25 protein-coding genes are annotated in these 25,261 nt (G+C 38.8%); 15 read left to right on the forward strand and 10 right to left on the reverse strand.

The genetic code is table 11. From position 1 onward, the window contains the following. Positions 1-3 precede the first annotated feature (3 nt). The gene (locus NSMS1_RS22540; protein ID WP_224086956.1) at positions 4-459 is read left to right on the forward strand and encodes a DUF2214 family protein; all 456 of its coding nucleotides are present in this window, start codon (positions 4-6) and stop codon (positions 457-459) included. On the opposite strand, the gene NSMS1_RS22545 is transcribed toward NSMS1_RS22540, so the two are convergent. The 3 genes from NSMS1_RS22545 to NSMS1_RS22555 all read right to left on the reverse strand — a co-directional run bounded on the left by NSMS1_RS22545 (position 452) and on the right by NSMS1_RS22555 (position 2,974). Beyond that, on the reverse strand, positions 452-1,288 hold the full coding sequence (locus NSMS1_RS22545) for a phosphodiester glycosidase family protein (RefSeq protein WP_224086957.1): 837 nt from the start codon (positions 1,286-1,288) through the stop codon (positions 452-454). The two genes, NSMS1_RS22540 and NSMS1_RS22545, sit on opposite strands and share 8 nt — an antisense overlap. A gap of 276 nt (positions 1,289-1,564) precedes the next feature. Next, a complete protein-coding gene (locus tag NSMS1_RS22550; protein ID WP_224086958.1) occupies positions 1,565-2,770 on the reverse strand; it encodes a glutathione S-transferase family protein in 1,206 nt (401 codons plus the stop codon). A gap of 42 nt (positions 2,771-2,812) precedes the next feature. Further along, positions 2,813-2,974 carry a hypothetical protein gene (locus tag NSMS1_RS22555; RefSeq protein ID WP_224086959.1) on the reverse strand — a complete coding sequence of 54 codons (162 nt, stop codon included), beginning with the start codon at positions 2,972-2,974 and terminating at the stop codon, positions 2,813-2,815. 84 nt (positions 2,975-3,058) lie between these two features. On the opposite strand from NSMS1_RS22555, the gene NSMS1_RS22560 reads away from it, so the two are divergent. Next, the gene (locus tag NSMS1_RS22560) at positions 3,059-3,781 is read left to right on the forward strand and encodes a DUF547 domain-containing protein (protein WP_224086960.1); all 723 of its coding nucleotides are present in this window, start codon (positions 3,059-3,061) and stop codon (positions 3,779-3,781) included. Between the two features lie 185 nt (positions 3,782-3,966). On the opposite strand, the gene NSMS1_RS22565 is transcribed toward NSMS1_RS22560, so the two are convergent. Continuing rightward, positions 3,967-5,145 carry an ISAs1 family transposase gene (locus tag NSMS1_RS22565; RefSeq protein WP_224086961.1) on the reverse strand — a complete coding sequence of 393 codons (1,179 nt, stop codon included), beginning with the start codon at positions 5,143-5,145 and terminating at the stop codon, positions 3,967-3,969. 356 nt (positions 5,146-5,501) lie between these two features. Between NSMS1_RS22565 and NSMS1_RS22570 the strand changes: the two genes are divergently transcribed. Next, positions 5,502-6,254, forward strand: a complete 753-nt coding sequence (locus NSMS1_RS22570; RefSeq protein WP_224086962.1) for a GNAT family N-acetyltransferase — start codon at positions 5,502-5,504, stop codon at positions 6,252-6,254. Positions 6,255-6,406: 152 nt separating this feature from the next. Here the strand turns inward: NSMS1_RS22570 and NSMS1_RS22575 are convergent, their stop codons facing one another. Together NSMS1_RS22575 and NSMS1_RS22580 are read right to left on the reverse strand one after the other, a co-directional pair. Then, entirely contained in the window at positions 6,407-7,162 is a 756-nt protein-coding gene (locus NSMS1_RS22575; protein WP_224086963.1) for a TIGR04283 family arsenosugar biosynthesis glycosyltransferase, read from the reverse strand. A 5-nt stretch (positions 7,163-7,167) separates the two neighbouring features. After that, positions 7,168-7,671: a rhodanese-like domain-containing protein gene (locus NSMS1_RS22580; RefSeq protein WP_224086964.1), complete on the reverse strand. Its 504-nt coding sequence runs from the start codon at positions 7,669-7,671 to the stop codon at positions 7,168-7,170. Positions 7,672-7,977: 306 nt separating this feature from the next. Between NSMS1_RS22580 and NSMS1_RS22585 the strand changes: the two genes are divergently transcribed. The 3 genes from NSMS1_RS22585 (at position 7,978) to NSMS1_RS22595 (ending at position 9,812) form a co-directional block, all read left to right on the forward strand. Beyond that, on the forward strand, positions 7,978-8,277 hold the full coding sequence (locus NSMS1_RS22585; RefSeq protein WP_224086965.1) for an RNA recognition motif domain-containing protein: 300 nt from the start codon (positions 7,978-7,980) through the stop codon (positions 8,275-8,277). A gap of 166 nt (positions 8,278-8,443) precedes the next feature. Next, positions 8,444-8,749, forward strand: coding sequence for a P-II family nitrogen regulator (locus tag NSMS1_RS22590; RefSeq protein WP_224086966.1), 306 nt, complete (start codon positions 8,444-8,446; stop codon positions 8,747-8,749). A 682-nt stretch (positions 8,750-9,431) separates the two neighbouring features. Next, positions 9,432-9,812 (forward strand): DUF2795 domain-containing protein, encoded by a 381-nt coding sequence (locus NSMS1_RS22595; protein ID WP_224086967.1) that lies wholly within the window; start codon positions 9,432-9,434, stop codon positions 9,810-9,812. A 92-nt stretch (positions 9,813-9,904) separates the two neighbouring features. On the opposite strand, the gene NSMS1_RS22600 is transcribed toward NSMS1_RS22595, so the two are convergent. The 4 genes from NSMS1_RS22600 to NSMS1_RS22615 form a co-directional block, all read right to left on the reverse strand. After that, positions 9,905-12,133, reverse strand: coding sequence for a hypothetical protein (locus NSMS1_RS22600; protein WP_224086968.1), 2,229 nt, complete (start codon positions 12,131-12,133; stop codon positions 9,905-9,907). A 486-nt stretch (positions 12,134-12,619) separates the two neighbouring features. Continuing rightward, positions 12,620-13,153 (reverse strand): DOMON-like domain-containing protein, encoded by a 534-nt coding sequence (locus NSMS1_RS22605; RefSeq protein ID WP_224086969.1) that lies wholly within the window; start codon positions 13,151-13,153, stop codon positions 12,620-12,622. A 186-nt stretch (positions 13,154-13,339) separates the two neighbouring features. Continuing rightward, positions 13,340-14,458: a phosphotransferase enzyme family protein gene (locus tag NSMS1_RS22610; RefSeq protein ID WP_224086970.1), complete on the reverse strand. Its 1,119-nt coding sequence runs from the start codon at positions 14,456-14,458 to the stop codon at positions 13,340-13,342. 66 nt (positions 14,459-14,524) lie between these two features. Then, complete coding sequence (locus NSMS1_RS22615; RefSeq protein WP_224086971.1) at positions 14,525-14,686, reverse strand: hypothetical protein; 162 nt, start codon at positions 14,684-14,686, stop codon at positions 14,525-14,527. 181 nt (positions 14,687-14,867) lie between these two features. On the opposite strand from NSMS1_RS22615, the gene NSMS1_RS22620 reads away from it, so the two are divergent. From NSMS1_RS22620 to NSMS1_RS22660, 9 genes are all read left to right on the forward strand, one after another. Beyond that, positions 14,868-15,722 carry an SDR family NAD(P)-dependent oxidoreductase gene (locus NSMS1_RS22620; RefSeq protein WP_224086972.1) on the forward strand — a complete coding sequence of 285 codons (855 nt, stop codon included), beginning with the start codon at positions 14,868-14,870 and terminating at the stop codon, positions 15,720-15,722. Positions 15,723-15,901: 179 nt separating this feature from the next. Continuing rightward, on the forward strand, positions 15,902-16,261 hold the full coding sequence (locus tag NSMS1_RS22625; protein WP_224086973.1) for a hypothetical protein: 360 nt from the start codon (positions 15,902-15,904) through the stop codon (positions 16,259-16,261). Between the two features lie 325 nt (positions 16,262-16,586). After that, the gene (locus NSMS1_RS22630; RefSeq protein WP_224095318.1) at positions 16,587-18,281 is read left to right on the forward strand and encodes an efflux RND transporter periplasmic adaptor subunit; all 1,695 of its coding nucleotides are present in this window, start codon (positions 16,587-16,589) and stop codon (positions 18,279-18,281) included. A gap of 175 nt (positions 18,282-18,456) precedes the next feature. Next, positions 18,457-21,582 carry an efflux RND transporter permease subunit gene (locus NSMS1_RS22635; RefSeq protein WP_224086974.1) on the forward strand — a complete coding sequence of 1,042 codons (3,126 nt, stop codon included), beginning with the start codon at positions 18,457-18,459 and terminating at the stop codon, positions 21,580-21,582. A gap of 72 nt (positions 21,583-21,654) precedes the next feature. Next, complete coding sequence (locus NSMS1_RS22640; protein WP_224086975.1) at positions 21,655-22,182, forward strand: hypothetical protein; 528 nt, start codon at positions 21,655-21,657, stop codon at positions 22,180-22,182. A 272-nt stretch (positions 22,183-22,454) separates the two neighbouring features. Then, positions 22,455-22,709: a hypothetical protein gene (locus tag NSMS1_RS22645; protein WP_224095437.1), complete on the forward strand. Its 255-nt coding sequence runs from the start codon at positions 22,455-22,457 to the stop codon at positions 22,707-22,709. A gap of 154 nt (positions 22,710-22,863) precedes the next feature. After that, positions 22,864-23,343, forward strand: a complete 480-nt coding sequence (locus tag NSMS1_RS22650; protein WP_224086976.1) for a DUF2808 domain-containing protein — start codon at positions 22,864-22,866, stop codon at positions 23,341-23,343. Between the two features lie 257 nt (positions 23,344-23,600). After that, a complete protein-coding gene (locus NSMS1_RS22655; RefSeq protein ID WP_224086977.1) occupies positions 23,601-24,086 on the forward strand; it encodes a DUF2808 domain-containing protein in 486 nt (161 codons plus the stop codon). A gap of 619 nt (positions 24,087-24,705) precedes the next feature. After that, complete coding sequence (locus tag NSMS1_RS22660; protein ID WP_224086978.1) at positions 24,706-25,170, forward strand: DUF2808 domain-containing protein; 465 nt, start codon at positions 24,706-24,708, stop codon at positions 25,168-25,170. The last annotated feature ends 91 nt before the right edge of the window (positions 25,171-25,261 follow it).

The following is a 25,261-nucleotide window of genomic DNA, read 5'->3' on the forward strand; positions in this document are numbered from 1 at the left end:
CTTATGTGGATAAATGCCATAGTCTCGTATTTGCATTATTTAAGCTTCATGTTGTGTTTTGGCGCTCTGGTATTAGAAGCACATACCCTTAAAAAAGAATTAAGTTTAAGCGAAGCTTGGAGAATCGTAATATCTGATGCAGTCTATGGTATATCAGCCACTATTGTTTTAATCACAGGTATTTTACGTATTATCTACTTTAGTAAAGGAACAGATTACTATTTAAGTAACTGGGTTTTCTACATCAAAGTAGCAGCTTTTCTGGTTGTAGGTTTAGCATCTCTCTATCCCACTATTAGTTTCATTACTTGGTTAACTGACTTGCAACAAGGACAAACTCCAAAACTAGAATTAGCAACACTGAAGCGTCTAAAATGGTTGCTCAAAATTGAATTAGTAGGTTTAATTCTCATTCCTCTATTAGCAACAGTTATGGCAAGGGGAATAGGTGCTATCTAGGCTTAACTAATAAAACTGATTTTACAGGTCGCTTGATGAAATTACCTTGTAAATCGAACTTTCCGTAAATAGCTTTACCTTTGTAGTAAAGCGAAGATGAACTACCACCATCCAAGTTCATCGCTTCAGATGCACCAAGGGTTTTCATTAATTGGGCTAATTGTACTAGAGATATTCCAGAATTATTTGGTTGTGAAGGTTTTTGTGCAACCATTACTAAAATGACACTACCATCACGAGTAATACCTACAGCCGTTCTCGCGTTAGGTTGTTCAGTTCCTAACGCATCGCGTCCTTTAGTCTTATCCACAAAACCCTCTTGTTCTGATGTCAATTGTGGTAATAGTCGAGGGCCTGCGCCAATGGCATCAACTAGGCTACAATCTTTTGGGAGTGATTCGTTATGTAAAGCGATCGCATAAGTGGTAATCTGACCACAGAGATAGCGACGAAATTCGCTGCGATTGAAAATTTGATTTAGGTAAGGCTTTAACTGCGGGTTGTTCACTAACCGCTCATTATCTTTGGGATTAGCTATCTGCCGTCCAGCAACAACCACATAAGATGTAGATTTTTGGTTGGCTGGGTCAAAAAAGCCTGCATTGAAAATGGCAGTGGCTTGATGTTTTTGAGCAAATTCCTCTACATTATTTACTGTAGGTGATAATGCCCCTGTCACGACAAATGGACTATTGGCGGGAATTAACAAAATGTGAGCTATACCTTGAGGTAAACTACGCTCAATGTAACGGATGGTTGTTGCTGGTGATGGTTGCGCCTTTGGGACTACAGAAGATGTCGGCTGTAGTAAGAACGTACACGTAACCATAACAGTTTGGAAGATGATGCTGCTGACTTTTGCCCGCCTTGTATTTTTATATATCCATTGGTCTGGGAACAAGTTAACTTTCACTATTCAAAATAAAACTGTTGTAAAGTCAAAATGGCTATGGATAAACATTTGCGAGTTATATCGTAGTTTAGCACCTAACTGGTTTGGATTCTATCAAGCGATCGCCAAACTACTTCTCATTAGTTTACTCGCTGTTTTACTATGTTCAAAATTCTGCCTAGTTAATGGCTTGGTCGTTCTCATCTTTAAGTTTCAAGTTCTGACAAAGTTAGAGGGGTTTTGATCTAGTCGGTGTTTAGTGGGAATAGGTTCTGGCTGCCCATCACCCACAAGGGCTGCGGTTCTCTCCAAAGATTCCCTCAATCGCTTGGCTGCGTAGATGGACATATCTCGCGGTACATTAATGCGATCGCGCAGATATCTTAGGGCGACATCAGATCCCGATGGAGGTACACAGTCAACGCCTGTCATCATGTGTGTTAAAGCACAACGTAGAGCTTGATCAAACAATTTATCATCTAAGGGGTTGACGCGGATAATATTGATCCGGTGTTCAATAGTTCTTTGAAGTGCTTCCATGCGGGAGTTTTCGGGTTCTGGATAAGTCACATCTGGTAGACCGAACCAGGGGCCGTGATCTACCCGCGCTTTATTGATCAGCATCTGGGGTTCGCCATTTTCCCAACAGCCCCCCATTTGGGGCGGCAAATCATGTACGTGGGTGTGAAAGTCACTCTGTGTACCGCAGTAGGTCGGTCGGGTTTCCATTGCCGCAAACCATGCGTTTAAGCGAGGGTTTTCCTCCCGCAGTGAGTAGCCCTTGTAGTAGTAAAGACTCGCATTCATTCGTTCTACATAAGGCGTAAAAATGACATCAACGATGCCAAAGCTTTCTAGAAAATAAGGGCTTGGGGTGCGACCTAGTGCCTCCTCGACCTTAGCTACCACTGTGACAAATTGTTCTCTATTGCGTTTTTCTTGTTGAGGGGAAATTGCTGGATAGCACAGCCAAGCGCACCAAGCTCTAAATAAAAGTCGTTCTAATTGACGTAGAGGGATTACCGTGGGGTCTTCCATCCCTTGGCTCAACGCTCCAAAAACCTTTTCCAAAGCGATCAAAATGTCATCGCTTTCCTTAATAATCCGTCCATCTAGCTCAATCGCCGGGAGCATACCTGATGGAACCTTACGTTTGTACCAACTTTCTTTCTCCCCGTAGCAGAACATTGTCACTTTTTCGATGCGGTAGGGGATCTGTTTTTCCTCTAGCCATAACCAAACTTTTTGACAGTAAGGACACCAGGCATGGTTATCGCGGTACAGCGTTACCCGTACCTCAGATTCGGGCTGACCAAACAAGCGCAACCGGGCTTTAGCGTTGGTAAGACCATTAACAGTATCTATTTGATAGTTCGTGAGGGTTTCTAGTTCTTGCCAGCTTAAGGGTGCGGTAGTCATAGGGTGATTTGCATAGGACTATTCTTAGGACTTTTCTTGACTCTACAATATTTTGAACGTACCACCAATTATAGCCGCAGGCTTAGTTGGGGATTCATGTGCTAAAAAGCTATAAGACTTCTCAACCCGTCGGTCACAAGCTTTAGGGAAACCAGCTAAATGGATAATATTCAGTATGGTTTTACCTTTTTTGAATTGGAGCATTCGCGTAGCGTCTCCGTTCGCAGAGCGTCCCGTAGGGAAGGAGAAGCGACTTGACGTAAAATTGTTTTTCTCACCGATTTACTTATGATTGATTTTGAAATTTGGGATCAGCTTTTGCGTCAATATGTTGATGCACAGGGTAGAGTTAATTATCAGGCATGGAAAACAGAACAACCTCATGCACTTAATCAATGGTTACAGCATTACCAAAATCGGCAGATTGAATCTAACCTAAATAATTTAGAACAGTTAGCATTATGGATTAACCTCTACAATGCTTTTACTATTTCCACAATTTTAGAACGATATCCTCTAGATTCAATTTTACCTCGATTTCTGGGTATTCCTAATTGGCTCGGTTTCTTATGGTTCTTTCAAAGGAAGGCTTATTACATTTTTGGAGAGCATTACAGTTTAGGACAAATTGAGCATCAAATTCTTAGAGATAAATTACAGGAACCTCGAATCCATTTTGCGATTGTTTGTGCTTCTGTTGGTTGTCCTTTACTGCGTGCAGGTGCTTATTTCCCTAAGCAAGTTATCCAGCAATTAGATGAAGATGCTAGTAGATTTATCAATAATCCTGAAAAAGTGCGTTATGATTTTTCTACCCAAACACTATACTGTAATAAAATTATCAAGTGGTATCGCCAAGACTTTTTAAAGGTTGCACCTTCACTACCAGAATATATTGCTACCTACTTAAAAATAGATGTCAATTTGATCTCTACAACTCCAATATTTTATCTTAATTACGACTGGAGTTTAAATCAGGGGAAATGCACCTTATTTCCTAACAAAAACTAATAAGGATTTCAAAATCATCTATATAAGTGCAAAACTTGACAAAAATATAAACAAAATAAATCGATTTTTTTACAATCGCATAAATTAACTTATCTTTAATAAAAAACTCTTGTTTAAGGATAAATTAGCTAACTATTTAGCCATGAATAAGTAAATTTATCCTTGAAAATAAGCAACAATCTTAACTAAATTATTGACAAGTTAGTTTCCGCTAAAGCTAATACTTTTTCTAAATAGTTATTGTCCATTGCTGCCAAAAACTGTTTATTTTTGATTCCCCGTTTCACACGCTTCTCTTTACCTAAAAGATTTACTGCTATCTGCCGCATTACTGCAAAATTTTGTGGAGCATTATCTTTTCTAATGCGACAGTCATCTTCTTTGAAAGCCACATCTAATACCCAATGCAATGAATTTTCTATCCCCCAGTGACTCCGAACAGAATTAGCAAATTGTTTGGCATTATCCTCAAGGCTACTAATAAAATAACGAGTCTCCACTGTTGTTTCACCACCTACTTGCCGGACGGATTCTACCATCCCAATACTATTAAAGTTTGACCAAACTGAATCAGGGTCAAGCCGAGATTGAATTCCTGTTAACATCGCGTAGTTGCGGATTTCATGACGGCCATGCCCATGTTCTTCTGTTTTGTATGTGCTATGTTGAAAATCTTGAAAACCCTTGCCTATCTCTGCTTTAAATAGTTGCTCTACTTCATCATACAGATTACCTTGATTCTTTTTGAGGGTAATTACATAATCTGCGTTTTGTTGGCTAATTAACTTCACAATCTCCTTCTGGCAACCGATGGCATCAATTGTCACAATACAACCAGATAGTTCTAATACTTTTATTAATTCGGGAATTGCTGTAATTTCATTTGATTTCTCATCCACCTTTACCTGCCCTAACACTAACTTATTTGTAGTTGCCCACGCACTTACCATTTGTATTGCACTTTGGTTACTGCTTCTATCATGGGAGCCACATAAAGTTTTGCCGTCAATTACTACTACCTCACCATCCGTCCTGATCTGTATTGACTTTATCCAATTTAAGAAACATGACTGAAATTGCTGTGAATCCAATTGTGCAAAGACTCGTGCAAATGTATCGTGTGTTCGCGTAGCGTCTCCGTCAGGAGATGGTATTCCATTTGGTAGCTCCAAAAACGTTTTCAACCACTCATATTTTGTGCAGCCATACAATTCAATTGCCACCCAACTGTCCGCTCCACATATCACTGCACATAAAGCAATGGTGAGAATGTCAATTAACTTGTGCCGTTTTGTCCGATCTACTCTTGGATCTTCCATCTGTGCAAAGTGTTCAGTAATCGTGATTTTGGGCTTGAGCTTCATGAAGAGAGTGGTACGGTAGTTCTTCTTTTTTTCTCGCACTCTTGAATTTACTACAAAAACGAACCCACATTGCCCTGGCAGCCTACGGTTGTCACAAACCTCACCCCCCCCTCAAAACGATTATCATTATTATTTGCTTACTTCTGACAGTCAGGAAAAAGCGTCCTTCTGCGTAGGCGCAGCCCGCCACAGGCATCGCTATGCAAAAAAACTTTTTGGTTTACTCTAGATAACACAACTCTTTTCTTGGTTAGTGAGTCAGGCAAATTATGCAACTACATCGATTCGACGACATTCAGGAGTTCTGGCACTCCACTTAGGCTTACTTACTCCAGCATCAGATAGAAAACAATGTTTTGCTCAGTATTTCGCATACCTTGTTGCATAACCCAGAACGTTATCTAGGCAAGCCTTATTTAGCAATTGTCCAAACAAGTGGTGAGATTCTGGCTGTTGCCATCCGCACCCCACCCCAAAAATTGATCCTATCCAAAGCCCAAAATATGGATGCCTTGCGGTTGATTGCTCAAGATTTGCGTCAACAGCAACTGCCAGGAAGTATGGGACTGGCAACTGAAGCAGAAATATTCTCGCAGACTTGGCAAGCCCTGACAGGACAATTCTATCAACGGTCGGTGGTAATGAAAATTTACCAATTAACGGCAGTGCAAACAGTCTCAACGGCCAGAGGATATCTTAGATTGGCAACTGAAGGCGATCGCTCTATTTTGATTAAGTGGCTTTCTGCATTTTTATCTGAGATCGATGAGGCGGTGAGCGAAGATGTCGAACACCAGGTAGATAATCGGTTGAAACAGCAGAATACTTATTTTTGGGTTGATAGCACTCCAGTTTCCGTTGCGTCTAGTAAACAAGTGTTACCTACAATTGGTCGGATCAATTTAGCTTATACACCACCAGAGTATCGTCGTAAAGGATATGCCACTACCTGTGTCGCTGCATTAAGCCAAAAACTGCTAGACCAGGGATGCCGCCATTGTTTCCTCATAGCAGATTTAGCCAATTCCACAGCCAATCATATTTATCAAGCGATTGGGTATCGCCCCATTCGCGATTGGCACGAATACTCATTCACCTCCAAGCAGTAAGCATAATAAAGCAATCGCTTCCAGGCTTGGGAAATAAATCAAACCAGAAATATTAATTTTTTCATCAGTTCTTAACCTTGTTTGCCATTGAGAGTACTTTAGATGCGTTCGCCCTGGAGTTTAAATGATATTAGTCATTAGCAACTGACAATTTAACGAATATCTTGATAAAACTTTTTGAGATAATTAGCATCAACACCAATTCCCCATAAAACTCCGATGTAGAGATAGATGGCGGTTGCTTTCCAGCTACCCCAATGCGCTACACGGCGATCAGAACTTTGGACGATGCGGTTTACCAAAGCAATGCGTCCTTTATGTACCAATTTAAGACATAAATCACCGTCTTCCATAATTGGTAATTCTTCATTAAATCCGCCGCACTCTAAGAAGTCAGTGCGACGACAGAACATTACTTGATCCCCAAATAATAGGCGCAATCCTCGGAAAAATAAATGAGGTCTAAATAATAAAGGTGCATAGTAGGTTTTGAGGTAATTGTGTAGGGAAATACCCCAGCGCGTGGTTTGAGTCCCTGTCATCAGGGAAATAAATCCGCCACAAGTAACTTTTGGTTCTGCTAGAGTATTCTGGATGACAGCAACTAAGTCATCGGGAACCGAAGTATCTGCGTGAAGAAAGCACAGAATGTCTCCTGTAGCAAATGATGCTCCGTAGTTCATCTGGATAGAACGTCCACAGCGCTGAGAGAAGATAACTTGTGTATCTGTGACTGGGTGAAATAACTCAAAGTGTTGTTTGGCGATCGCTATTGTCTCATCTTCGCTACCACCATCTACTACTATTACTTCCTTTGCGGGGGGGTTAAGTAAAGTTAGTTGGCGCAGAGTCCGTCCTAAACTCACTGCTTCATTTAAGGTAGGAATGACAATCGAAACTTGAGACATACACTTCAATGAATATTATTTAATTTGTTACGGTATTGAGATTTGAGTAGATTTCCCCATATTGCGTCATAGGGGTGAACCAAGGTTGCTGGTGTTGTATCATCTTGAAAAATAGGTCGCCCTTCATTTGTCCACTGGAAAAGACCACCACTCAAATTAAAAACCTGGGGAAATCCTAGATTTTTTAATTGTTGGGCTATCTTGGCGCTACGATAACCAACTGAACAATATACAACTATTGGCCTATTGTGTGAAACTGATAATAATGCTGTGAAATCTGGTGCAATGGGATCAACACGTACTGCTGTTTTGATATGACTGACATCATATTCTACTTGACTACGTGCATCTAATATCAACGGCTGCGGTTTTATAGAATCTAATAGCCACTTAGCAAATTCTGCTGTAGTAATTTGACTTATATTTCCAAACTTACTACTAATCAAGTATTGAATTAAACTTAGCGCTATATTTCTCAATCCATCAACAGAGCGTTTAAGAAGCTTCAATTTGTTGCTTTGTATCTTGTTTTAAAGTTTTTACCTTCTTATACTACCGCGAGAGTAACTTATGTCTAGACCATTACAAGCATCCCAATTTATCATCCATACTTAGCTATAACTGGTTTATATAACTTTATATAACAGTTGAGTATAACTATCAGGTAATAAGTGCTGGTTATGTCATAGTGGTAGGTGAAAGTTAATTCGGCGACCGCGTTTGTTTTTAGTATTGACGGGCTTTTTCCTTTTGGTATTTACAGACTTTTCTCCGAAATTTAAATTTCTACAACCTTATAATTTCGGAGACAATTTATGTCAGTGTATGTAGGCAATCTTTCTTATGAAGCTACAGAAGACACTTTGAATGCAGTTTTTGCAGAATATGGCTCTGTAAAGCGTGTTCAGTTACCTACTGACCGTGAAACAGGTCGTGTACGCGGTTTTGGTTTTGTGGAAATGGGTACAGATGCAGAAGAAACAGCTGCAATCGAAGCACTAGATGGTGCTGAATGGATGGGACGTGACCTTAAAGTTAATAAGGCTAAACCTAAAGAAGATAGAAATTCATTTGGTGGTGGTCGGGGAAGCTTCGGCGGACGTAACCGTTACTAAGATTTATTGATTTAGCTCTTAAAGCTAACGCATTAACCTAGCACATTAATTGCATTCACTATAAGTTTAGGCAGAAATGCTTGAGCTTTTTTAATACAGAATCTGAACTGGACAGAGAAAGAAAACTCAACCTTTCTCTGCCAAAACCTAATATCTGGAGTTTTCTATGTCAGACTCAGGCACTACCCTAGAACCTGCTGTTTTAATCACTATCATTGGTGAAACAGTCTTAAAAGACCGTATTGTTAAACTACTAAAAAGCCATAATGTAAGCGGCTATACCATTAGTCAAGTGCAAGGTGAAGGTGGACACGGAAGACGATTGGCAGATTTAGCAGGCTACAACACTAATATTCAAATCAAGACAGTAGTGTCATTGGAAGTATCTGATGAGATCCTTTGTGCGCTAAAAGAGGATCATGGTAAGCACGCTTTAATCGCTTTTCGACACAATATAGAAGGTTTTTATTAATTAATTTTTCCTTCTACAGCAGTTTTTAACTGCTATGTAATTGAAAAATTTAATCTGACTCGCTTTAATATCAGGTAGCTAAAGTGACATAATTAGCAACATTACACGATAATGCTTGTCCTAATAACAGATTGCTAAGTGTATCAAGAATGAAAACTAGTTCAAATATAATTCCATAATTTGAAAAATTATTTAGACAAAAATTTTAACTAAATAATAGTTAGTTAAAAAAAGCGAGCGATCCGCCCCTATACTAATTCTTGGGTAAGTAGTCTCAGAATAAGAACTATGATCACTGCCCAAAAATTAGTATTTTTTATCAAATAAAATCAACCTGTAGATGTCGTCAGATATTTAAATTCACCCTTTAGAAACAAAAAATATTCTAGTTTAATTTATAAATATCATCCTTAAGTAGCATGACTTAAATCCTGAATATGCCCCAAGATAGAAGAGTAATGTATTGAGTATGATACAAAAATTGCCTTGAAGGCTCTCCAATTATCAACGAAGCTCATATTTAAAAAAGCTTTATAATGAGCTAAATCAAAGTTGAAACTACAAGTATCTAGCTAAAATTTCAATTTTTACACGCTTTTTAATTAATCCAAAATTTTAAGTCCATATTTAATTCAGGTGTTTGCCAGTAAATATATAGCTACGGTTGCTTGAGGAGGTAATTATGTTTAACATAAGTCTAAATCAACTACAAAATAACCTAAAAACTCTTAGTTATCCACTCAGCAAGAAATCATTAATTAAGTACGCTGAGGAAAAAGGTGTTGATGAGCAAGTCCTGAGATTTTTGAAATTGTTGCCTTCAAGACAGTATGAATCGTTAGGTGATGTCAGCAATTATATTGATGAACTGACTATAACTAAAGTTAATCCAGCGCAGTTACGGAAGAACTTGCAACGAGTTAATTATCCCCTGAGCAAAAAAGAATTGATTAAGTACGCTGAGGAAAAAGGTGTTGATGAGCATATTTTAAGAGCTTTAAGGTCTTTACCATCGAAAGAGTATCAAACAGTAGATGAGGTGAACGAAGCTATCAACACATGAGCCAGTTAACTATCTATTTGGATAAAAATGAATGTAGATGCACACTGTTACTGGTTCATGTTTCTTCCACTTTGCTTCTAAATAAAGTCGAGTTAACCAGGTAATCGGTACATCATAACTTTTCCTTTGGCGTTCTCTTCCACAAAGACTAAATATTCACCATTGGAACGACGAAAGGCGCGAATGCCGTAGGGTACATCTATCCAGCCGCTTTCACCTCCTACTTCTGCACCGGGTTTTAAAACTTGAACTTGCTCTCCTGTGCTGGCTTTGTAAACGTAAACCCCTGCTTTTTTACTATCAACGGCAAAAACTCTATCTCCGACAATATCCATTGATTTAATATGCAGTTTGGGGTTAGATTTAGTCTCGTAGGGAAGAGCTATTCGCCATCTAATCTTTTTGTTTTTGCTCCAATTGTCGTAGCGGATAATTTCTGTGCCAACTAACCCCCAGTCACCATCAAGATTTGGGCGATCGCTAGTATAACCCCCCAGATACATCACATCTTGTTTGGGAAAATATTTAATTCTTGTTAAAGTCTTAAAAGGCGCTGGCATGGGTATTTTTCCGCCAGTCTTTCCATAAACTGGACAGCCATGAGTATCTAATTTTTGATAGGGATAACGTTTAATATAGCCAGCTTCGGCGGCTTGCCAAATATCTCCTTTGCTGTCTATTTCCCAACCCCAAACCGAACCATCTTCTTCGCCTAAAATTTTGTATTCGTTGCTTTGAATTGCACCATCACCATTTGTATCGTGCCATAACCAACTAGCATTTTCTGGCTGGTTAGCAGGCCAACTAAGATGGTTTTTACCAAAAATACCGCAAGGAACAGCTATCTCTCCATCAAAACGATAAATTAACAATCGTTCTGACATCATTTCTGAGGATAGATATAGTAAGCGTTTTCCACCTAAGCGACGGACGAAGGCGGCTGTAGGTGTGGCGTGGAGTCGTCCATCATCTGGATAGCGGAACTTGTCTAAGGTAAATGCTTTATATGTCCATTCTTTGCCGTTGTTTTTGCTGTAGTCCATGACGAAGTGTTCATCTTTTGTGAACACATCTCTACCATCAGTGTCAGGATCAGCATCGGCGCTATCTAAGAATTGCAAACCAAGTAAACGCCACTGGAGTTTTCCTGATGACGAAAACTTTCTTAAGTCAGCACCACTGTTACTAAATCCGTTATTAGTAATGTAAATATTGCCGCTTTTATCTGTACCTACTCCGGTAATTCCATTGAGTTTCAAATCTTGGACTTCACCAGGAATACCTGCATAGATACCGCCTTTTTTCCCAAAAGTACCTACCTGTTCTGGCTTATCGGTGATTTTATAGATGAGTATCTGTTGACGCTTACCGTTGTCAGCTACTAAAAGTCTACCTTGAGAATCAAAGGCGATCGCAGTTGGGTTAGCAACATCGGTGATTTGTTGCGGTAATTGTTTACCTTGCGGCGAATAACAGGCAACTTTTTTGTTCTGCACAATCCATAGGTTATTCTGGTTATCGATAGCGATCGCACCAGGATTAGTCACCTTAAAGCTGCGTAGCTCCTGCATGGTGTCGGTATGATAAACAAGGATGCGATCGTTAGCAGGATCACTCACAAATAGTTCATTACCTCTAGTTGCTAACCCTGTAACTTCTTTTTTAGTATTGACTATTACCATACTTTTATCCCAACCACGCCCACCAGGAAAAGGTGCAGGTTTTCCAGATAAGTCATAGCGTCTGACGTTGTACCAAGTGGTTCCCTCTGGCGGGTAATCTTCGTCTGGTTTACCTTCTTTTGCTTGCTGCATAGCTATATACAGGTACTTTTGATTGCCAGTAATAGCTATTCCTCCCAGTCTTCCCCAGCCATGTAAATCGTCAAACTTACCAATTACATCACCGTCTTTATAAATACCTACTTCTCTCCCAGCTTCATCCCAATGGCTGGTAACATATGCTGTGCCATTTGGGGCAACATACATCCCCGCCATTTGGATTTGCACCCACTTTTTACCACCAAAAGTATTTCCTATCCAAGAGGTTTTATAGGCTGGTTTATTCGAGGTTTTATTTGACTCTTTAGCAGTTAGTTGTGCAGATGTATTGCGAGTAATTGTTTCCGTGGTTGTTGGTAAAATATTTGCAATCCAGGGCAGATAATGACCTATAGGATTAATAATTATTACCATCACCACAGAGAGAATTAGCAGATATATTTTCAACCCTCGGAAGTTGCGATTACGAGTTAGTTTTTTGATATACTGAATACAGTTTTGGTAAAAATTGTGCAACTGCGGAGCTAATCTTTTTTCCATAAAAATATTTTCATGATTAATTGGTATGTCAAGACGGCTATATTGCAATAGGTTGAGACAAAATTAACCGCCAATAATTGCAGATGAACACTGATAATTAATAATGTTAAATTTTAGCTATGTAGATTTCTAGTTGTGGTTAATAACCACACCCACCCCACTAGATGTTAATGAACATCTATATAAATGATTTTTACTAGCAGCTTAATGTTATATCAGTAAAATATAAATATTTTTATGGTAATTAGTAAATAATCTTTGTTTATGTATACCAATCCTTATTTCTGAGTCGTTTAACTCTATCACTGGTAAATTAGTAGATACGTAGTAACGCACCTACCACCAAGGCCTTTGGTGCGTTATGGCTTACGCCTAACACACCCTACATATACTTAGCTTTTTATGGCTACGCTCCCGTAAGGGATACAGAAATCAAATCGGATTCCTATAATCCACTACGTATATTACATAAGTTAAATTTGAATCCTATAATTTAGTTATAAAACTGTCTCTGATATGAAAATCAGCTTCTTTACCTTGATGAACTAAAGCCCAGTAAGTTATGTCACTATCTTTTTGCTTAATAACGGTAGTAATTCCTACATCAATTAGTTGTTCTGAAGAAATAATTTTTCCTAAGTCTACATTTAAAGAAATAATTAAACTATCTGAATGATGTTCGACGTAAAAAGGAAGCACATTAAAAGCTGTTTCTTCCTGCATTCCTTGGCGATAGCTATCAAATCGATAAATATTCCAATGTCCAGCCGGGGAAAGATTAAATTCCCAATAGCGTTGAGAGTTATTAATACCAAGGAAGAACTCAAAACAAGTATCTTTCCATAGTTCATCCTGGCGTTTTGGTGTATCTGCGGCAGCAATTACAATTGCTTGTAAGTTCCCGACAAGTTGATAATTAATAGTCAGTTGATTATGATCTCGGCTGATAGTTCCTGTAATTTGCACAGGTGGAATCTCAGCCGAGGGGAAAGGTTGTAAAGAGAAAGTTTGTTGACTCATATGAGGTTTGCTTAAACACTTATCATCTCTTGGTGGTTGGTAATGGGTAATTGGTAATGATAGATAAAAATTACCGATTTGCTATTGCACAAAGTCTGAGCGGAGGTTTCCTCCGCTCAGAACTTTGTAAGAGAACCTATTACCAATTAAAAGAACTATATCTTAAGTAATTAGTCAGACTTGATATCATTTCATATCTTGAATAATTTTCTGAATCTTGATAGCTTGAGACTCAATACTTTCTGTGAGTTTAAATTGCACAAGCGCCCTGACTAAATTATGTTCTGGGTATTTAATCTTAAAATAAACATTCCCGGCTAGATAGTCAGCGAAGAATCTTAATCCTAATTCAAAGGCGATGAGGCGTATAGCATCATACATATATGCGTAATCATTCTCAGTAAGAAATGCCTTTGCTACCGACAGATAACCCTGTAAGATTCCTTGACATAAATCTGTATCGAAATAAACGCTTTGCCAGTGTTCCGTTTCTTCTCCAGCCGGATTGCAACCCGATCGCAAACAATCACCAATGTCATAATGTACTAAACCGGGTTTAACTGTATCTAGGTCGATGACGCTCACAGCTTGGTGGGTTACAGTGTCAAACATGATATTGTTAATTTTTGGATCACCGTGCATTAAGCGTAACGGCAATTTACCCTCAGTTTTAGCGTCTTCTAGGATATGTGCGTAAGTTTGGCGATCGCTGACAAATTTTAAGCAATAATCTAATTCTGGGGATGGTTGCTGTGTGCTTGTAGGTAGTACTTGTTCGTAGTGGCGCAGATAAAGTGGTGTAATGTGGAAACCCGCCAGGGTATCCGCCATTGTTTCTGGTGGTAAGTCGCTGATTAAGTTGTGAAACATCCCCAAAGCATAGCCAATTTCTTGAGCTTGGGCTAAGTTCTGCATGGTGTCGAAAGATTGCGACTTGTCGATAAAACTAATCGCCCGCCAAAAATCACCGTTAACATCAGTACAATAGTCATGATGATCTTTGGTGGGGAGTACGCGCGGTACTTCCCACCGACGGTTAAGAGGTGTCTGTTGGAGACGTTTTTGAACATGATCACTGTATATCCGCATATTCTGCATGATCAGTTCAGGCTGGCGAAATACTTGGGTGTTGATACGTTGTAGTATAAAAGGCTTTTCCTCTAAAGAATCAACAGTTACCAAAAAAGTATCGTTAATATTACCACTGCCAAAGTTCTGCACATTGGTCACTTTACCCTGAAACGTAAATCTATTGGCAATATCAGCTAAATTAACTACAGACTGTGTACTTGTAACTTCTGTCATAGCTTATGTTCTACTACTCCCCACAATAACTGCACAATGGCAATAGGAGACATAGTAACTCAAGTTTTACGCCGTGTCTGTGTAAAAGTGTTGCAATACCATCAGCAACAGGCGCTTAAGTTTTTTAACGTTGCTAAATCCAAGTATGAATGATGCGATCGCTTCACACAGACGAATCTCCCACAACTGTATATTTCCAAATTCCGCAGATTTAATTAGTAAAACCATATAGTTTACTACGTCATAAATTAGTATAATCACAGACAATGATTCTTAGTTTTATACAGGATTTAGAATGAATTTTGCCCTTTAACTTCTGACTCTTCAATTCTGTTTGATAAGTAGCAAATGTGTCATTTGTCTCCAGCCAATAATTTTATAGTTAAAGCTCAAAGTTTGGAGAACATAAATGCTGCCAAAAAATCAAGGTGTAGTTGTGATTACAGGAGCATCAACAGGAATTGGTGAAGCCTGCGCTTTGCTTTTAGACAAACTAGGATTTTGTGTCTTTGCTGGAGTACGTAAAGAGGTTGATGCTCAAAAACTTCAACAGAAAGCCTCTCAAAGACTCATGCCTATTTTTTTGGATGTGACCGATGCTGATTCAATTGCATTTGCAGTTGAGACAGTAAAAAATACCGTTGGTGATGAAATTTTCGGTTTAGTAAATAATGCTGGTATTGCGATTCCTGGCCCACTAGAATTATTACCTATTGCTGAATTTCAACAACAAATACAAGTTAATCTGGTTGGACAATTAGCAGTCACACAAGCATTTCTTGGTTTATTGCGGCAAGGTCGAGGACGAATTGTCAATATGGGTTCTGTTAGTGGTAGAAGTGCTGCTCCATTTCTTGGTGCTTACAATGCTTCCAAATTTGCCCTTGAAGCGCTCACCGATGTAATGCGTATGGAATTACGACCTTGGGGGATTTCAGTTTCAATTATTGAACCAGGTGCGATTTCTACCCCTATTTGGGAAAAATCTTTTACTCAAGCCGATATAGCAAAGCAAAATTTGTCACCATCTGCCGAACATCTCTACGGTTCCGCTATGACTGCTGTACGTAAACAAACGGGAATCATAGCATCTAAAGGCATTTCACCGGATATTGTAGCTAAGGCTGTTATTCATGCACTCACGGCAAAAAAACCAAAGACACGCTATCTCATCGGTCAAGACGCAAAATTGGCAGTGATACTCAAGTATCTTTTGCCTGATAGATTGTATGATCGGGTGATTTTATATTCAATGGGTTTATAGATATTGAGCAATCTTTACTAGCAAATAAACCAAAATATTAACTAAGATAAAATTTCTGCATTTCACTTTAATGATTATTTTTCTAAGCTTTTAATGGCAAATAAATGGTGAAAGTTGCCCCTTGATTATCAACGCTACTAGCTATAATACTTCCTTGATGAGCTTCGATAATTCTTTTAGTGATTGTTACCCACAGCTACTGGTCTGGACTTTTTCATTGTTATGAAATTGAAGATTTTCCTAGAACTAATAATGACTTAGAACACGCTTTTGGTATGCTACGTCATCATCAACGTCTTTGTACTGGTCGTAAGGTTGCCCCCTCATCCCTTGTTATTCGTGGCTCTGTCAAACTTGCCTGTGCCATTGCTACTAAACTTCATTCTTTTACCGCATCTGATTTAGCACAAGTTGATATTGTTACTTGGCTCGAATTACGCTCTCAATTGCAAAAACACCACAAAGCAAGAATTGAACAATATCGATTTCGCCGAGACCCAAAGGCTTACTTAGCTAATCTAGAGAGTCGTCTTCTCTAGTGAGTTTTACCACACTAGAGATAAACTACTATGGTGTATAGGTTATAGATGTTTGCATTGGTGCGAAGTTTATCTGAAAGCTGCAATATTTTACAGATTTACCCTTACAACACTTTTACAGTTATCTCTCGAATTTCATCCTAATTTCATCTTGACGTGGAAAACTTGGAATAGAAAGCTTTTTCACTCTCACAAGCTAAATAATGACAGTATTGCATTTGTTAGCTATGGTTCCCAGACATAAGAGTGTGTGAAGCACGAAGCGCAACCCCAAACCCCAAGTATCGCCCAAATTAAGCTGAAACTTAAGGACTATTGAAGCGTGATGCAAAATTCCCATTCCCAAGCTGCAAAAACCATCCGTTGTATTTCTGGAACAATCCTCAATCTTTTATTACTGGCTTACAGTGTACCTGTTTTAGCCGGTGGCGGTCACAGCCACGGTAGCGGCTCAGAATTTGGTAGCGGTTCATCAACGACTTCGCAACAAGTCTCAGTAGATGCTAAAACTGCTCAACGGTTAGGAGTTAAAGTTGAACCAGCTAAACGTCAGCGTCTAGCAGTCGCCATTAAAACCACCGGACAAATAGAGACTCTACCTAACCAAAAAGTAGAAGTAACTACTCCCATTTCTGGGGCGAAAGTGGTTGAGTTGTTAGTAGAACCCGGTGCAAGTGTTAAAAAAGGTCAACCTGTTGCAGTTCTATCCAGTCTTGATTTAGTGACACTGCGGGTTGAATCTCAGGAAAAACTCGCTCAAGGTCAGGCAGATTTGCAGCAAGCGCAAGCTGACTTGAAACTGGCTCAACAAAACTACCAACGATATCAGCAGATAGCCGCAGCTGAAATAGCCGAAGCCCAAAGTCAAATATCTTTTGCTCAAGAAAGGTATAGCAAGGATAAAGAGTTAGCAGATGCCGGTGCTTTACCACGGCGTAATGCTTTGGAATCCCAAACCAAATTAGCAGAAGCCAAAGCCTTACTTTCTAGAGCTAATAACCGTCGGGATGTCATCGAGGCTGAAAATCAACTCAAACGCGCTCAAGCAGCAGTAAGTGTAGCAAAGTCAAGAATCAATCTCAGTAGTGATATTTACCAAACTCGGTTATCCCAACTGGGAACCCGTGCCAACGGTAAAGGATTGGTGACAGTAACAGCTCCGATTTCTGGTAAAGTTGCTGACAGGGAAGTGACGCTCGGACAATCATTCGAGGATACAGGTGGCAAGCTGATGACGATTGTTAATGACAGTCGGATTTTTGCTACAGCTAACATTTATGAAAAAGATTTAAATAGAATTCGCCAGGGTCAGCGGGTAAGTTTGAAAGTAGCTTCTGTACCTGAGCGCACTTTCACGGGACGAATTGCGGTGATTGGGTCAGCAGTATCAGGGGAGACACGGGTAGTATCTGTGCAAGCCGAAATCGACAACCCAGGAGGAGTATTAAAACCAGGGATGTTTGCTGAACTGGAAGTCTTGACTGACCAAACATCTTCTCCGATAGTGGCAATTCCCGCTTCCGCAGTGGTTGAGGCGAATGGGAAAAAACTGGTGTATGTGCAGAATGGTAATGTTTACCAAGGCATTGATGTCACCTTGGGACAAACTTCTGGGGATATGGTTGAGGTTAAAACTGGCTTATTTGAGGAAGATATAATTGTTACCCAGCTTGCACCACAGCTTTATGCTCAGTCTTTACTGGGTGGTAATCAAGCTAAGGATGATGGTCATGACGAAGCAGCACATACACAAAAGGCGACGTTGGCAAGTACAAATGGACTGAACTTACCCTGGTGGTTAATTTTAGCTGCTGGGGGTGTGATCGCCACGGGCACTTTTTGGACGGGTACTGTCTGGGCAAATCGTCGTACTCAGCCTCGCATGGCAACGGTGGGTAGTTCTGACTCGGATACTCCAATGTATCAATATGAAGTGGAAACCTATCTCGACCACAATTCTAAAAACTCATCCCTTGTTGATTCTCATCATCCTGTGAATAAACAAGAAGACAATCATTAGAAATCCCAAGCATTTGATTCATTTTTCAACGCAAAGGGGCGCGGAGCTTAACGCAAGGTGTCGCTGAGGTTTCATGCGTGCTATTTGTGTTGTTTAGAAAAAATAAATAGGGTTTTCTTGATGAGTGCCTTTTAATTTTTACATTTAGTCAAACTGTCATTAATAGAATCTAATAATGCTAACTGCCATCATTAAGTGGGCTATAGCCCGTCGTTGGTTAGTCATCCTTGGTACAATTATTGCCATGATTTGGATATTTCGTACCATTATCCAAATGCCCTTGGATGTCTTTCCCAGTTTTGCACCACCCCAAGTTGAAATTCAAACAGAAGCACCAGGGCTAGCACCAGAAGAAGTTGAATCTTTAGTATCTTTACCAATTGAAAGTGCAATCAATGGTACGCCGGGAGTCTCGGTAGTCCGTTCTTCCAGTGCATCGGGAGTCTCTGTTGTCAAAGTTGTTTTTAACTGGGGAACAGATATTTATCAAGCCAGACAGTTAATAACAGAGCGATTGCAACAAGCGCAAAGTAAACTTCCACAAGGACTGGAAACACCGCAAGTTTCTCCCAACCGTTCTGTCATCGCCATTGTCTTACAATATGCCTTCACTTCCGAAACTACTCCTTTAATGGAAGTACGTCGGATTGTAGATTGGCAAGTAACAAACCGCCTTTTAGCTGTTCCTGGGGTTTCTCAGGTAGTGGCTTATGGCGGTGATGTTCGCCAATATCAAGTATTAGTTAATCCAGATAAATTAAACGCTTTTAATCTCACCTTAGAAGATGTAGTACAAGCCACATCTGCTGCTAATCTTAACGCTCCTGGTGGTTATTTAATTACTGGCGATCGCGAAAAGCTAATTCGCGGGATTGGACGCATTGAATCTATCGAAGAATTACAACAATCTGTAATTACTTCCCGCAATGGTACACCTGTGAAAATTGCTGATGTTGCTGATGTCCAAATCGGTGCAGCTATTAAACGAGGCGATGGCAGTTTCAACGGTAAAAAGGCGATTATTGTCATGATTAATAAACAGCCTCAAGCCGATACTCCCACTGTCACCCGTGCCATTGAAGCGGCGATGGAGGAAATTAAAGTAGGCTTGCCCAAAGATATCAAAGTTACTGCTACTTTCCGTCAAGAAAACTATATAGATTCTTCAATTGAAAATGTTAGAGAAGCTTTAATTGAAGGTGGTATTATCGTTGCGCTAATCCTCATCCCATTTTTGATGAATTGGCGGAATTTAGCAATTTGTTTAACTGCCCTTCCGTTGTCTTTATTAGTAGGAGTAATGCTCCTAAATTTGTTAGGACAAGGTTTAAATACTATGACGCTGGGAGGCTTGGCAGTAGCAATTGGTTCAGCTGTTGATGATGCCATTGTTGATGCGGAAAATGTTTACCGTTGCTTGCGCGAAAATAAATATTCTCCCAATCCACGTCCGGTTTTAGATGTAGTATTTGATGGTTGTCAGGAAGTACGAGACTCTGTATTTGGAGCGACAATTATTACTATAGTTGTCTTCTCACCAATTTTTGTTTTGAGTGGCGTAGAAGGGAGTATTTTTATTCCAATGGGGTTAGGTTATATGGCAGCTGTGATTGCTTCCAGCATAACAGCTTTAACAGTAACTCCAGCGTTATGTGCTATTTTATTACCTCATGGTCACTTACCAGAAAACGAACCTTGGGTAGCAAGATTTTTTAAGCGGTTTTATTCTCCTTGGTTAAATTTTTCCTTCCGCCGTTCAGGAATTATTTTAGCTGTGGCTACTGCAAGTTTAGTAGCTGCATTTGTAATTTTAGGCTCTTTCGGGAGAATATTTTTACCTGAGTTTCAGGAACAAACTTTAGTTAATTCCTTGACGCTATATCCGGGTGTATCTTTAGAAGTAGCTAATAACGCAGGTTTAGCTATTCAAGATGCACTTAAAGACGATCCCAGATTTCCTTATGTGCAGATGCGTTCAGGACGTGCGCCTGGTGACGAGGATGCGGCGGCGGTGAACTTCGGACACTTGGATGTTGAAATTAGCGATGAGGGAATGAAAGATAGGAAAGCGACGATCGCCAAGCTAAGGGAGGAATTTAGTAAATTACCAGGGGTAGCACCGAATATTGGTGGTTTTATTTCCCACCGCATGGATGAAGTTTTATCTGGGGTGAGAAGTGCGATCGCTGTCAAAATTTTCGGCCCCGACTTAGAGCAACTCCGCACTGTTGGGAGTCAAGTAAATGAAGTGATGAAAACCGTTAATGGAATTGTAGATTTACAACTTGAACCCCAAATACCCATCGAACAAATTCAAATTAAATTTAACCGTCTTGCTGCTGCTCGCTACGGTTTGACTGTCGGAAAACTTTCTGAAATTATTGAAACTGCTCTCAATGGTAAAACTGTTTCACAAGTTTTGGAAAAGCAACAAACTTTTGATTTAGTTGTCTGGTTAAATGCCGATTATCGTCAAAACCTGGATAGAATTCGCAATTTATTAGTTGATACTCCTGATGGTCAAAAGATTCCTTTAGCACAAGTTGCCACAATTGATAATGGTACTGGCCCCAACACTATTAATAGAGAAAACGTCTCTCGTTTAATTGTGGTTTCTGCGAATGCTAGTGGTAGAGATGTCCGAGCTATTGTCAATGAAATTCAGGATAAAGTTCAGCAACAAGTACAAATACCTGCTAATTACTATATCCAATACGCAGGTCAATTTGAAGCAGAAGAAAGAGCTACTCAAAATATCTTGATTTTCAGTGTCGTAGCTGTTGTTGTTGTTACGGTAATTATGTATCTTTCAGTCAAATCTATTCCCTCTACCGTCATGATTATGATTAACTTACCATTGGCATTAGTAGGAGGAGTATTTTCAGTAGCTTTAAGTGGCGGCGTAATTTCTATCGCTTCTTTAGTAGGGTTTGTAACTTTATTTGGGGTGGCAACTCGTAACGGTTTGTTGCTAGTAGATAATTACAACACCAAATATGCTGAAGGTATGCCATTGAAAGAAGTTTTAATTAAAGGTTCAATGGAAAGACTAAACGCAATTTTGATGACGGCTTTTACCTCAGCTTTAGGATTAGCACCATTGGTGATTGAAAGCGGCCCGGGAAAGGAAATTTTACAACCGCTTTCAATAGTTGTTTTGGGTGGTCTGGTTACTTCTACGGCGTTGACTTTAGTAGTTTTACCTGCGTTATATGCTAAATTCGGTAAGTTTTTACTACCCAAAAGAAGTTTGTCAATTGTGGATAATGGCAAAGTACCTGAAGGAGTATTGGAAAATTGATGTTATCTACATGAGCATTTTGTGTAACAAATTTGTGTTGATTTTTAACTATTTTGGATGAGGAGTAAATGTATGAAATCACTACAATCAGGATTAGTTATTCTAGGAAGTGCAGGACTACTTTTTTTAGGTGCTTGTAGTAATGGAACTCAAGCAAACAATTCGACAGTTAGCACTGAAGCAGCCTCGCCTGTAGCAACTACTGCAAAAACAGATACGGCTAAATCAGAGGCTGTTAAATCGGAGGACAAAACTCACAATGAATCCCATGAAGCAGGTAAAGAACATTCTCATGGTGGTCAAGTTATTGACGTAGGCCAGTACCATTTAGAGTTATTAGCTGATAAACACGATCAAGAAATCCATTTCGATTTCTTTTTAGAAAAAGGAGAAAAACACGAGAAGATTGCCAATGCTAAAGTAACTGCTCAAGTTCAGCTACCTGATGGAACTCAGAAAACCTTAGATTTAAAACATGATGCGAAGGGTCAACGCTATACAGCTTTGCTTCCTGGAACTGCTGCGGGTCAATATCAAGTAAGAGTTACTGCGGATATAGGAGGCGAAAAAGTGAACGGTCGGTTTACCGTTAATCAATAATCTCTCTAGTTTGCATAGCTGGAAAGGCAGCCACTTCCTACAGTTACAGTAGTGGTAATTACGAATAATAGTTATCTAAGTACCGTGTCCCAATTATTATAGTATGGCTGGAACACGGTTTTTAGGCTGATGCTCAACTTCTGACCACCTCTTCGGGAAAGCAGCAGAAACTAGGGGCTAATGGTGAAAGTGCAATGTTAATAATTATACTAGATGCTTTGTGTCACCCCTAGAGGAAAGGGAAATAACCAGGGCAATGCCTATAGCGGGCTATGCCTACGTCAGAAAAAGTAAACATTGCTGTTGTTGATTTCATCCTGATTTCATTGTCTCAACTTAAAGTGATATTTGGCGGGTCTGTCTTTGACTCGATACTTAAACTGAGAAAACATTATGAATCGCTTGATTGCTGCGATCGCAGTCTTTACATAACTAAATTTCCCAAACCTGGTAAGTATAAACTTTGGGGTCAGTTCAATCGCAATGGTAAAATCGTCACTGCCGATTTTTGGGTGAACGTGCAATAGCCTTGCCGGAATTTAATTGAAAAATTTTTTGTCTCAACTAGTCAAAATTTCATCTTGATTTCATAGTGACCTGTCAAGCTAGTTAAAGAGAGATTTATTTACCAACGATGAATCTGCAATCTAGTTAAAACAGATTACTACTTCAATAGCCAAGATGAACAGAATTTTAATTTACGTTACTGCATTCGTTATGGCTAGTGCAGCTTTAATTCACACTGATAGTGTAACTGCCAAAACTGGTGATGATACAGGTAACAAAATTGATAATTCTTTGCAGTTACCTTCTATTAATTGGCGCATTGTTAAACACACTTTCCAATTGCGCGTTCCCAAAAATGGCAAGCCCCTTTCCCAACTAATTATCGATGCTCCTACCACCGTAGCAGTGAGTAATGACATTACTGTGTTTGATGACCAGGATCAAGAAATTAACATTAATGTTTCTGTAGATAATAGAAGAATCATTATAGATTTTCCTGAAGCAGTTACTTCTAACATTAATAAACTCTTGATTGCCCTAAACAAAGTGCAACAACCAATTAACGGTGCTGATTCTGTTTATAACTTTTCAGCTAAAGTTGTTGGTAGCGATACAGAAATTCCCGTCGGTCAAGCTCAATTTAACACCTTTTAATCTTTAAATTTAGATAAGAAATAAAAAACACTCAGCTTTATTTCATCAATAACTGTGAAATGGAACAACATAGCATAATTCCACAAATGAGTAAGTTAAAATTAATTAATATTTGGATTTTTTCTAATTATATAGATGATTGATAAGATGGTTAATTTAAATTTTTTCAAGTGATAAAGCATCGATATAAAAATAGATTCATTCTTTTTAATGAACCTAGAATTTTGTTGGCATACTTGATTAAGTGAGGAGTAAATATGAAAAAATCGCTGATTTATGCTGCTATATTCACTTTGACTACCGCACTGTTAATTCCTACGAACTATGCTATTGCCCATGATGATAATGCTTCTTTTCCCCATATTGATGGTAACTCTGATTTTCCTCCTACGCACTGGGAACGTGTCAGACATACTTTTCGGATACACATTCCCCAAAAAAGCAAAGCTGTTTCTCATCTAATTATTCAGCTTCCAAATGTTGTAAATGTCAGTGAAAATAATGAAATTGAGATTATAGGTAATAAGGGGCAGAAAATTAACACTAATGTTTCTGTCAATGACAAAACTATACTAATAGCATTTCCAGAAACAGTTGCTCCCAACACCAACTTGGAAATTAACATTAAAAATTTGAAACGACCTACTGGTGGTAACGGGCCTGTTTACTGGTTCTCGGTCAAATTTATTGATAGTGACACAGAAATTCCTATAGGTGCAGCTAGATTTCGTATGAATTTATAGACCTATAGCAATCCTAAATGATTTGTGATAATTACTTCTTTTGAAGTGGACATACTGCAGCTTTCTGCAAAGCATCAGATAGACACAAAAAATAGGATCTTCCTATGCGGAAGTTACTACCGGTTTGTTTTACTTCTTTAGAGAAGTAAGCTACGTGTCACATCTTCTCAAAAAAGGAAAGTGTCCGTCTCAAAGAAACGATAAATAAAAAAGTTCACAAATTATTTAGGACTGCTATATTTTTGACTACTCGATAAAGATAAAGAACTCAGTAATTAATGTTTTATGAAGTGTTAAATACTTTTTCATTGGTCACAGAATTCCGCAATTAAGTAAATATATAAAATTACTAACTTACTATTAATAATTTCATCTTATTTTTATCTTGATCTGTCATTATTAATATTAGTTTCTTATATGCTTCTTGCAAGCCAGTTATAAAAGACTGGCTTTTTTGTTAAAAAATCTTTATCTAAGTTATATAGTGCAATTTTTGTAAGTTTTAATAATAAAAAATATTAGTTTAGTCTAGTTTTTCATCCTGATTTCATTTGTATTTGGCAAGATAAGTAAAAGGACAAAAAGTTAGTTTCATTTTGAAATAGCTATTGGAGTAAAAATGTTGATTGATAATTGCAAAATAACTTGGCTGCTTTCTTTTCTGATTTCATCTATACCTGCACTCAAAAGCCAAGATACCAAATATGCCTATATTAGTCAGGGTAATGCAATTCCCAATGCAGTTTTATGTGGTGCGATCCATAGGTTTGAAATTCATGTTCAAAGTCAAGCTCTTTCTGAACTAGTGATTAAATTACCAGTTGGTGTAACATTTCGCAAAGGAATTGAGGTGAAGAATAAATTAGGTCAAAAATTTGCTGCTAAGACTTTTATTAATGATAGAAAGACAAAAATTGTTTTCTGCCAACCAGTACCTCCTCAAACCAGGTTGGAAATATCTATGAAAGACTTTGATACTATTGTTTATAGTCGGATTTGGATGTATCGGCTCTATGGCAAAATAGTCAGTATGGCAACGGAAATCCCACTTGGTTCAGTTTGGGTTCAAACTGATGATAAATAAACGCTTCTGTGTTTTGATAAAATTTTACATTTTTATTGATGAGCAAAATCTGGCTACGGCAAATCTCCTATTCTAAAATTTACTGTGAAGG

It is taken from the genome of Nostoc sp. MS1, from assembly GCF_019976755.1.
In the GTDB taxonomy this organism is placed as follows: Bacteria; Cyanobacteriota; Cyanobacteriia; order Cyanobacteriales; family Nostocaceae; genus Trichormus.

Bases quoted from the DNA above. Each gene is read 5' to 3' on its own strand.
- NSMS1_RS22540 (WP_224086956.1), top strand. From the start codon at position 4: ATGTGGATAAATGCCATAGTCTCGTATTTGCATTATTTAAGCTTCATG.
- NSMS1_RS22545 (WP_224086957.1), bottom strand. From the start codon at position 1,288: ATGGTTACGTGTACGTTCTTACTACAGCCGACATCTTCTGTAGTCCCA.
- NSMS1_RS22550 (WP_224086958.1), bottom strand. From the start codon at position 2,770: ATGACTACCGCACCCTTAAGCTGGCAAGAACTAGAAACCCTCACGAAC.
- NSMS1_RS22555 (WP_224086959.1), bottom strand. From the start codon at position 2,974: ATGCTCCAATTCAAAAAAGGTAAAACCATACTGAATATTATCCATTTA.
- NSMS1_RS22560 (WP_224086960.1), top strand. From the start codon at position 3,059: ATGATTGATTTTGAAATTTGGGATCAGCTTTTGCGTCAATATGTTGAT.
- NSMS1_RS22565 (WP_224086961.1), bottom strand. From the start codon at position 5,145: ATGAAGCTCAAGCCCAAAATCACGATTACTGAACACTTTGCACAGATG.
- NSMS1_RS22575 (WP_224086963.1), bottom strand. From the start codon at position 7,162: ATGTCTCAAGTTTCGATTGTCATTCCTACCTTAAATGAAGCAGTGAGT.
- NSMS1_RS22585 (WP_224086965.1), top strand. From the start codon at position 7,978: ATGTCAGTGTATGTAGGCAATCTTTCTTATGAAGCTACAGAAGACACT.
- NSMS1_RS22590 (WP_224086966.1), top strand. From the start codon at position 8,444: ATGTCAGACTCAGGCACTACCCTAGAACCTGCTGTTTTAATCACTATC.
- NSMS1_RS22595 (WP_224086967.1), top strand. From the start codon at position 9,432: ATGTTTAACATAAGTCTAAATCAACTACAAAATAACCTAAAAACTCTT.
- NSMS1_RS22600 (WP_224086968.1), bottom strand. From the start codon at position 12,133: ATGGAAAAAAGATTAGCTCCGCAGTTGCACAATTTTTACCAAAACTGT.
- NSMS1_RS22605 (WP_224086969.1), bottom strand. From the start codon at position 13,153: ATGAGTCAACAAACTTTCTCTTTACAACCTTTCCCCTCGGCTGAGATT.
- NSMS1_RS22610 (WP_224086970.1), bottom strand. From the start codon at position 14,458: ATGACAGAAGTTACAAGTACACAGTCTGTAGTTAATTTAGCTGATATT.
- NSMS1_RS22615 (WP_224086971.1), bottom strand. From the start codon at position 14,686: ATGGTTTTACTAATTAAATCTGCGGAATTTGGAAATATACAGTTGTGG.
- NSMS1_RS22620 (WP_224086972.1), top strand. From the start codon at position 14,868: ATGCTGCCAAAAAATCAAGGTGTAGTTGTGATTACAGGAGCATCAACA.
- NSMS1_RS22630 (WP_224095318.1), top strand. From the start codon at position 16,587: ATGCAAAATTCCCATTCCCAAGCTGCAAAAACCATCCGTTGTATTTCT.
- NSMS1_RS22635 (WP_224086974.1), top strand. From the start codon at position 18,457: ATGCTAACTGCCATCATTAAGTGGGCTATAGCCCGTCGTTGGTTAGTC.
- NSMS1_RS22640 (WP_224086975.1), top strand. From the start codon at position 21,655: ATGAAATCACTACAATCAGGATTAGTTATTCTAGGAAGTGCAGGACTA.
- NSMS1_RS22645 (WP_224095437.1), top strand. From the start codon at position 22,455: ATGCCTACGTCAGAAAAAGTAAACATTGCTGTTGTTGATTTCATCCTG.
- NSMS1_RS22650 (WP_224086976.1), top strand. From the start codon at position 22,864: ATGAACAGAATTTTAATTTACGTTACTGCATTCGTTATGGCTAGTGCA.
- NSMS1_RS22655 (WP_224086977.1), top strand. From the start codon at position 23,601: ATGAAAAAATCGCTGATTTATGCTGCTATATTCACTTTGACTACCGCA.
- NSMS1_RS22660 (WP_224086978.1), top strand. From the start codon at position 24,706: ATGTTGATTGATAATTGCAAAATAACTTGGCTGCTTTCTTTTCTGATT.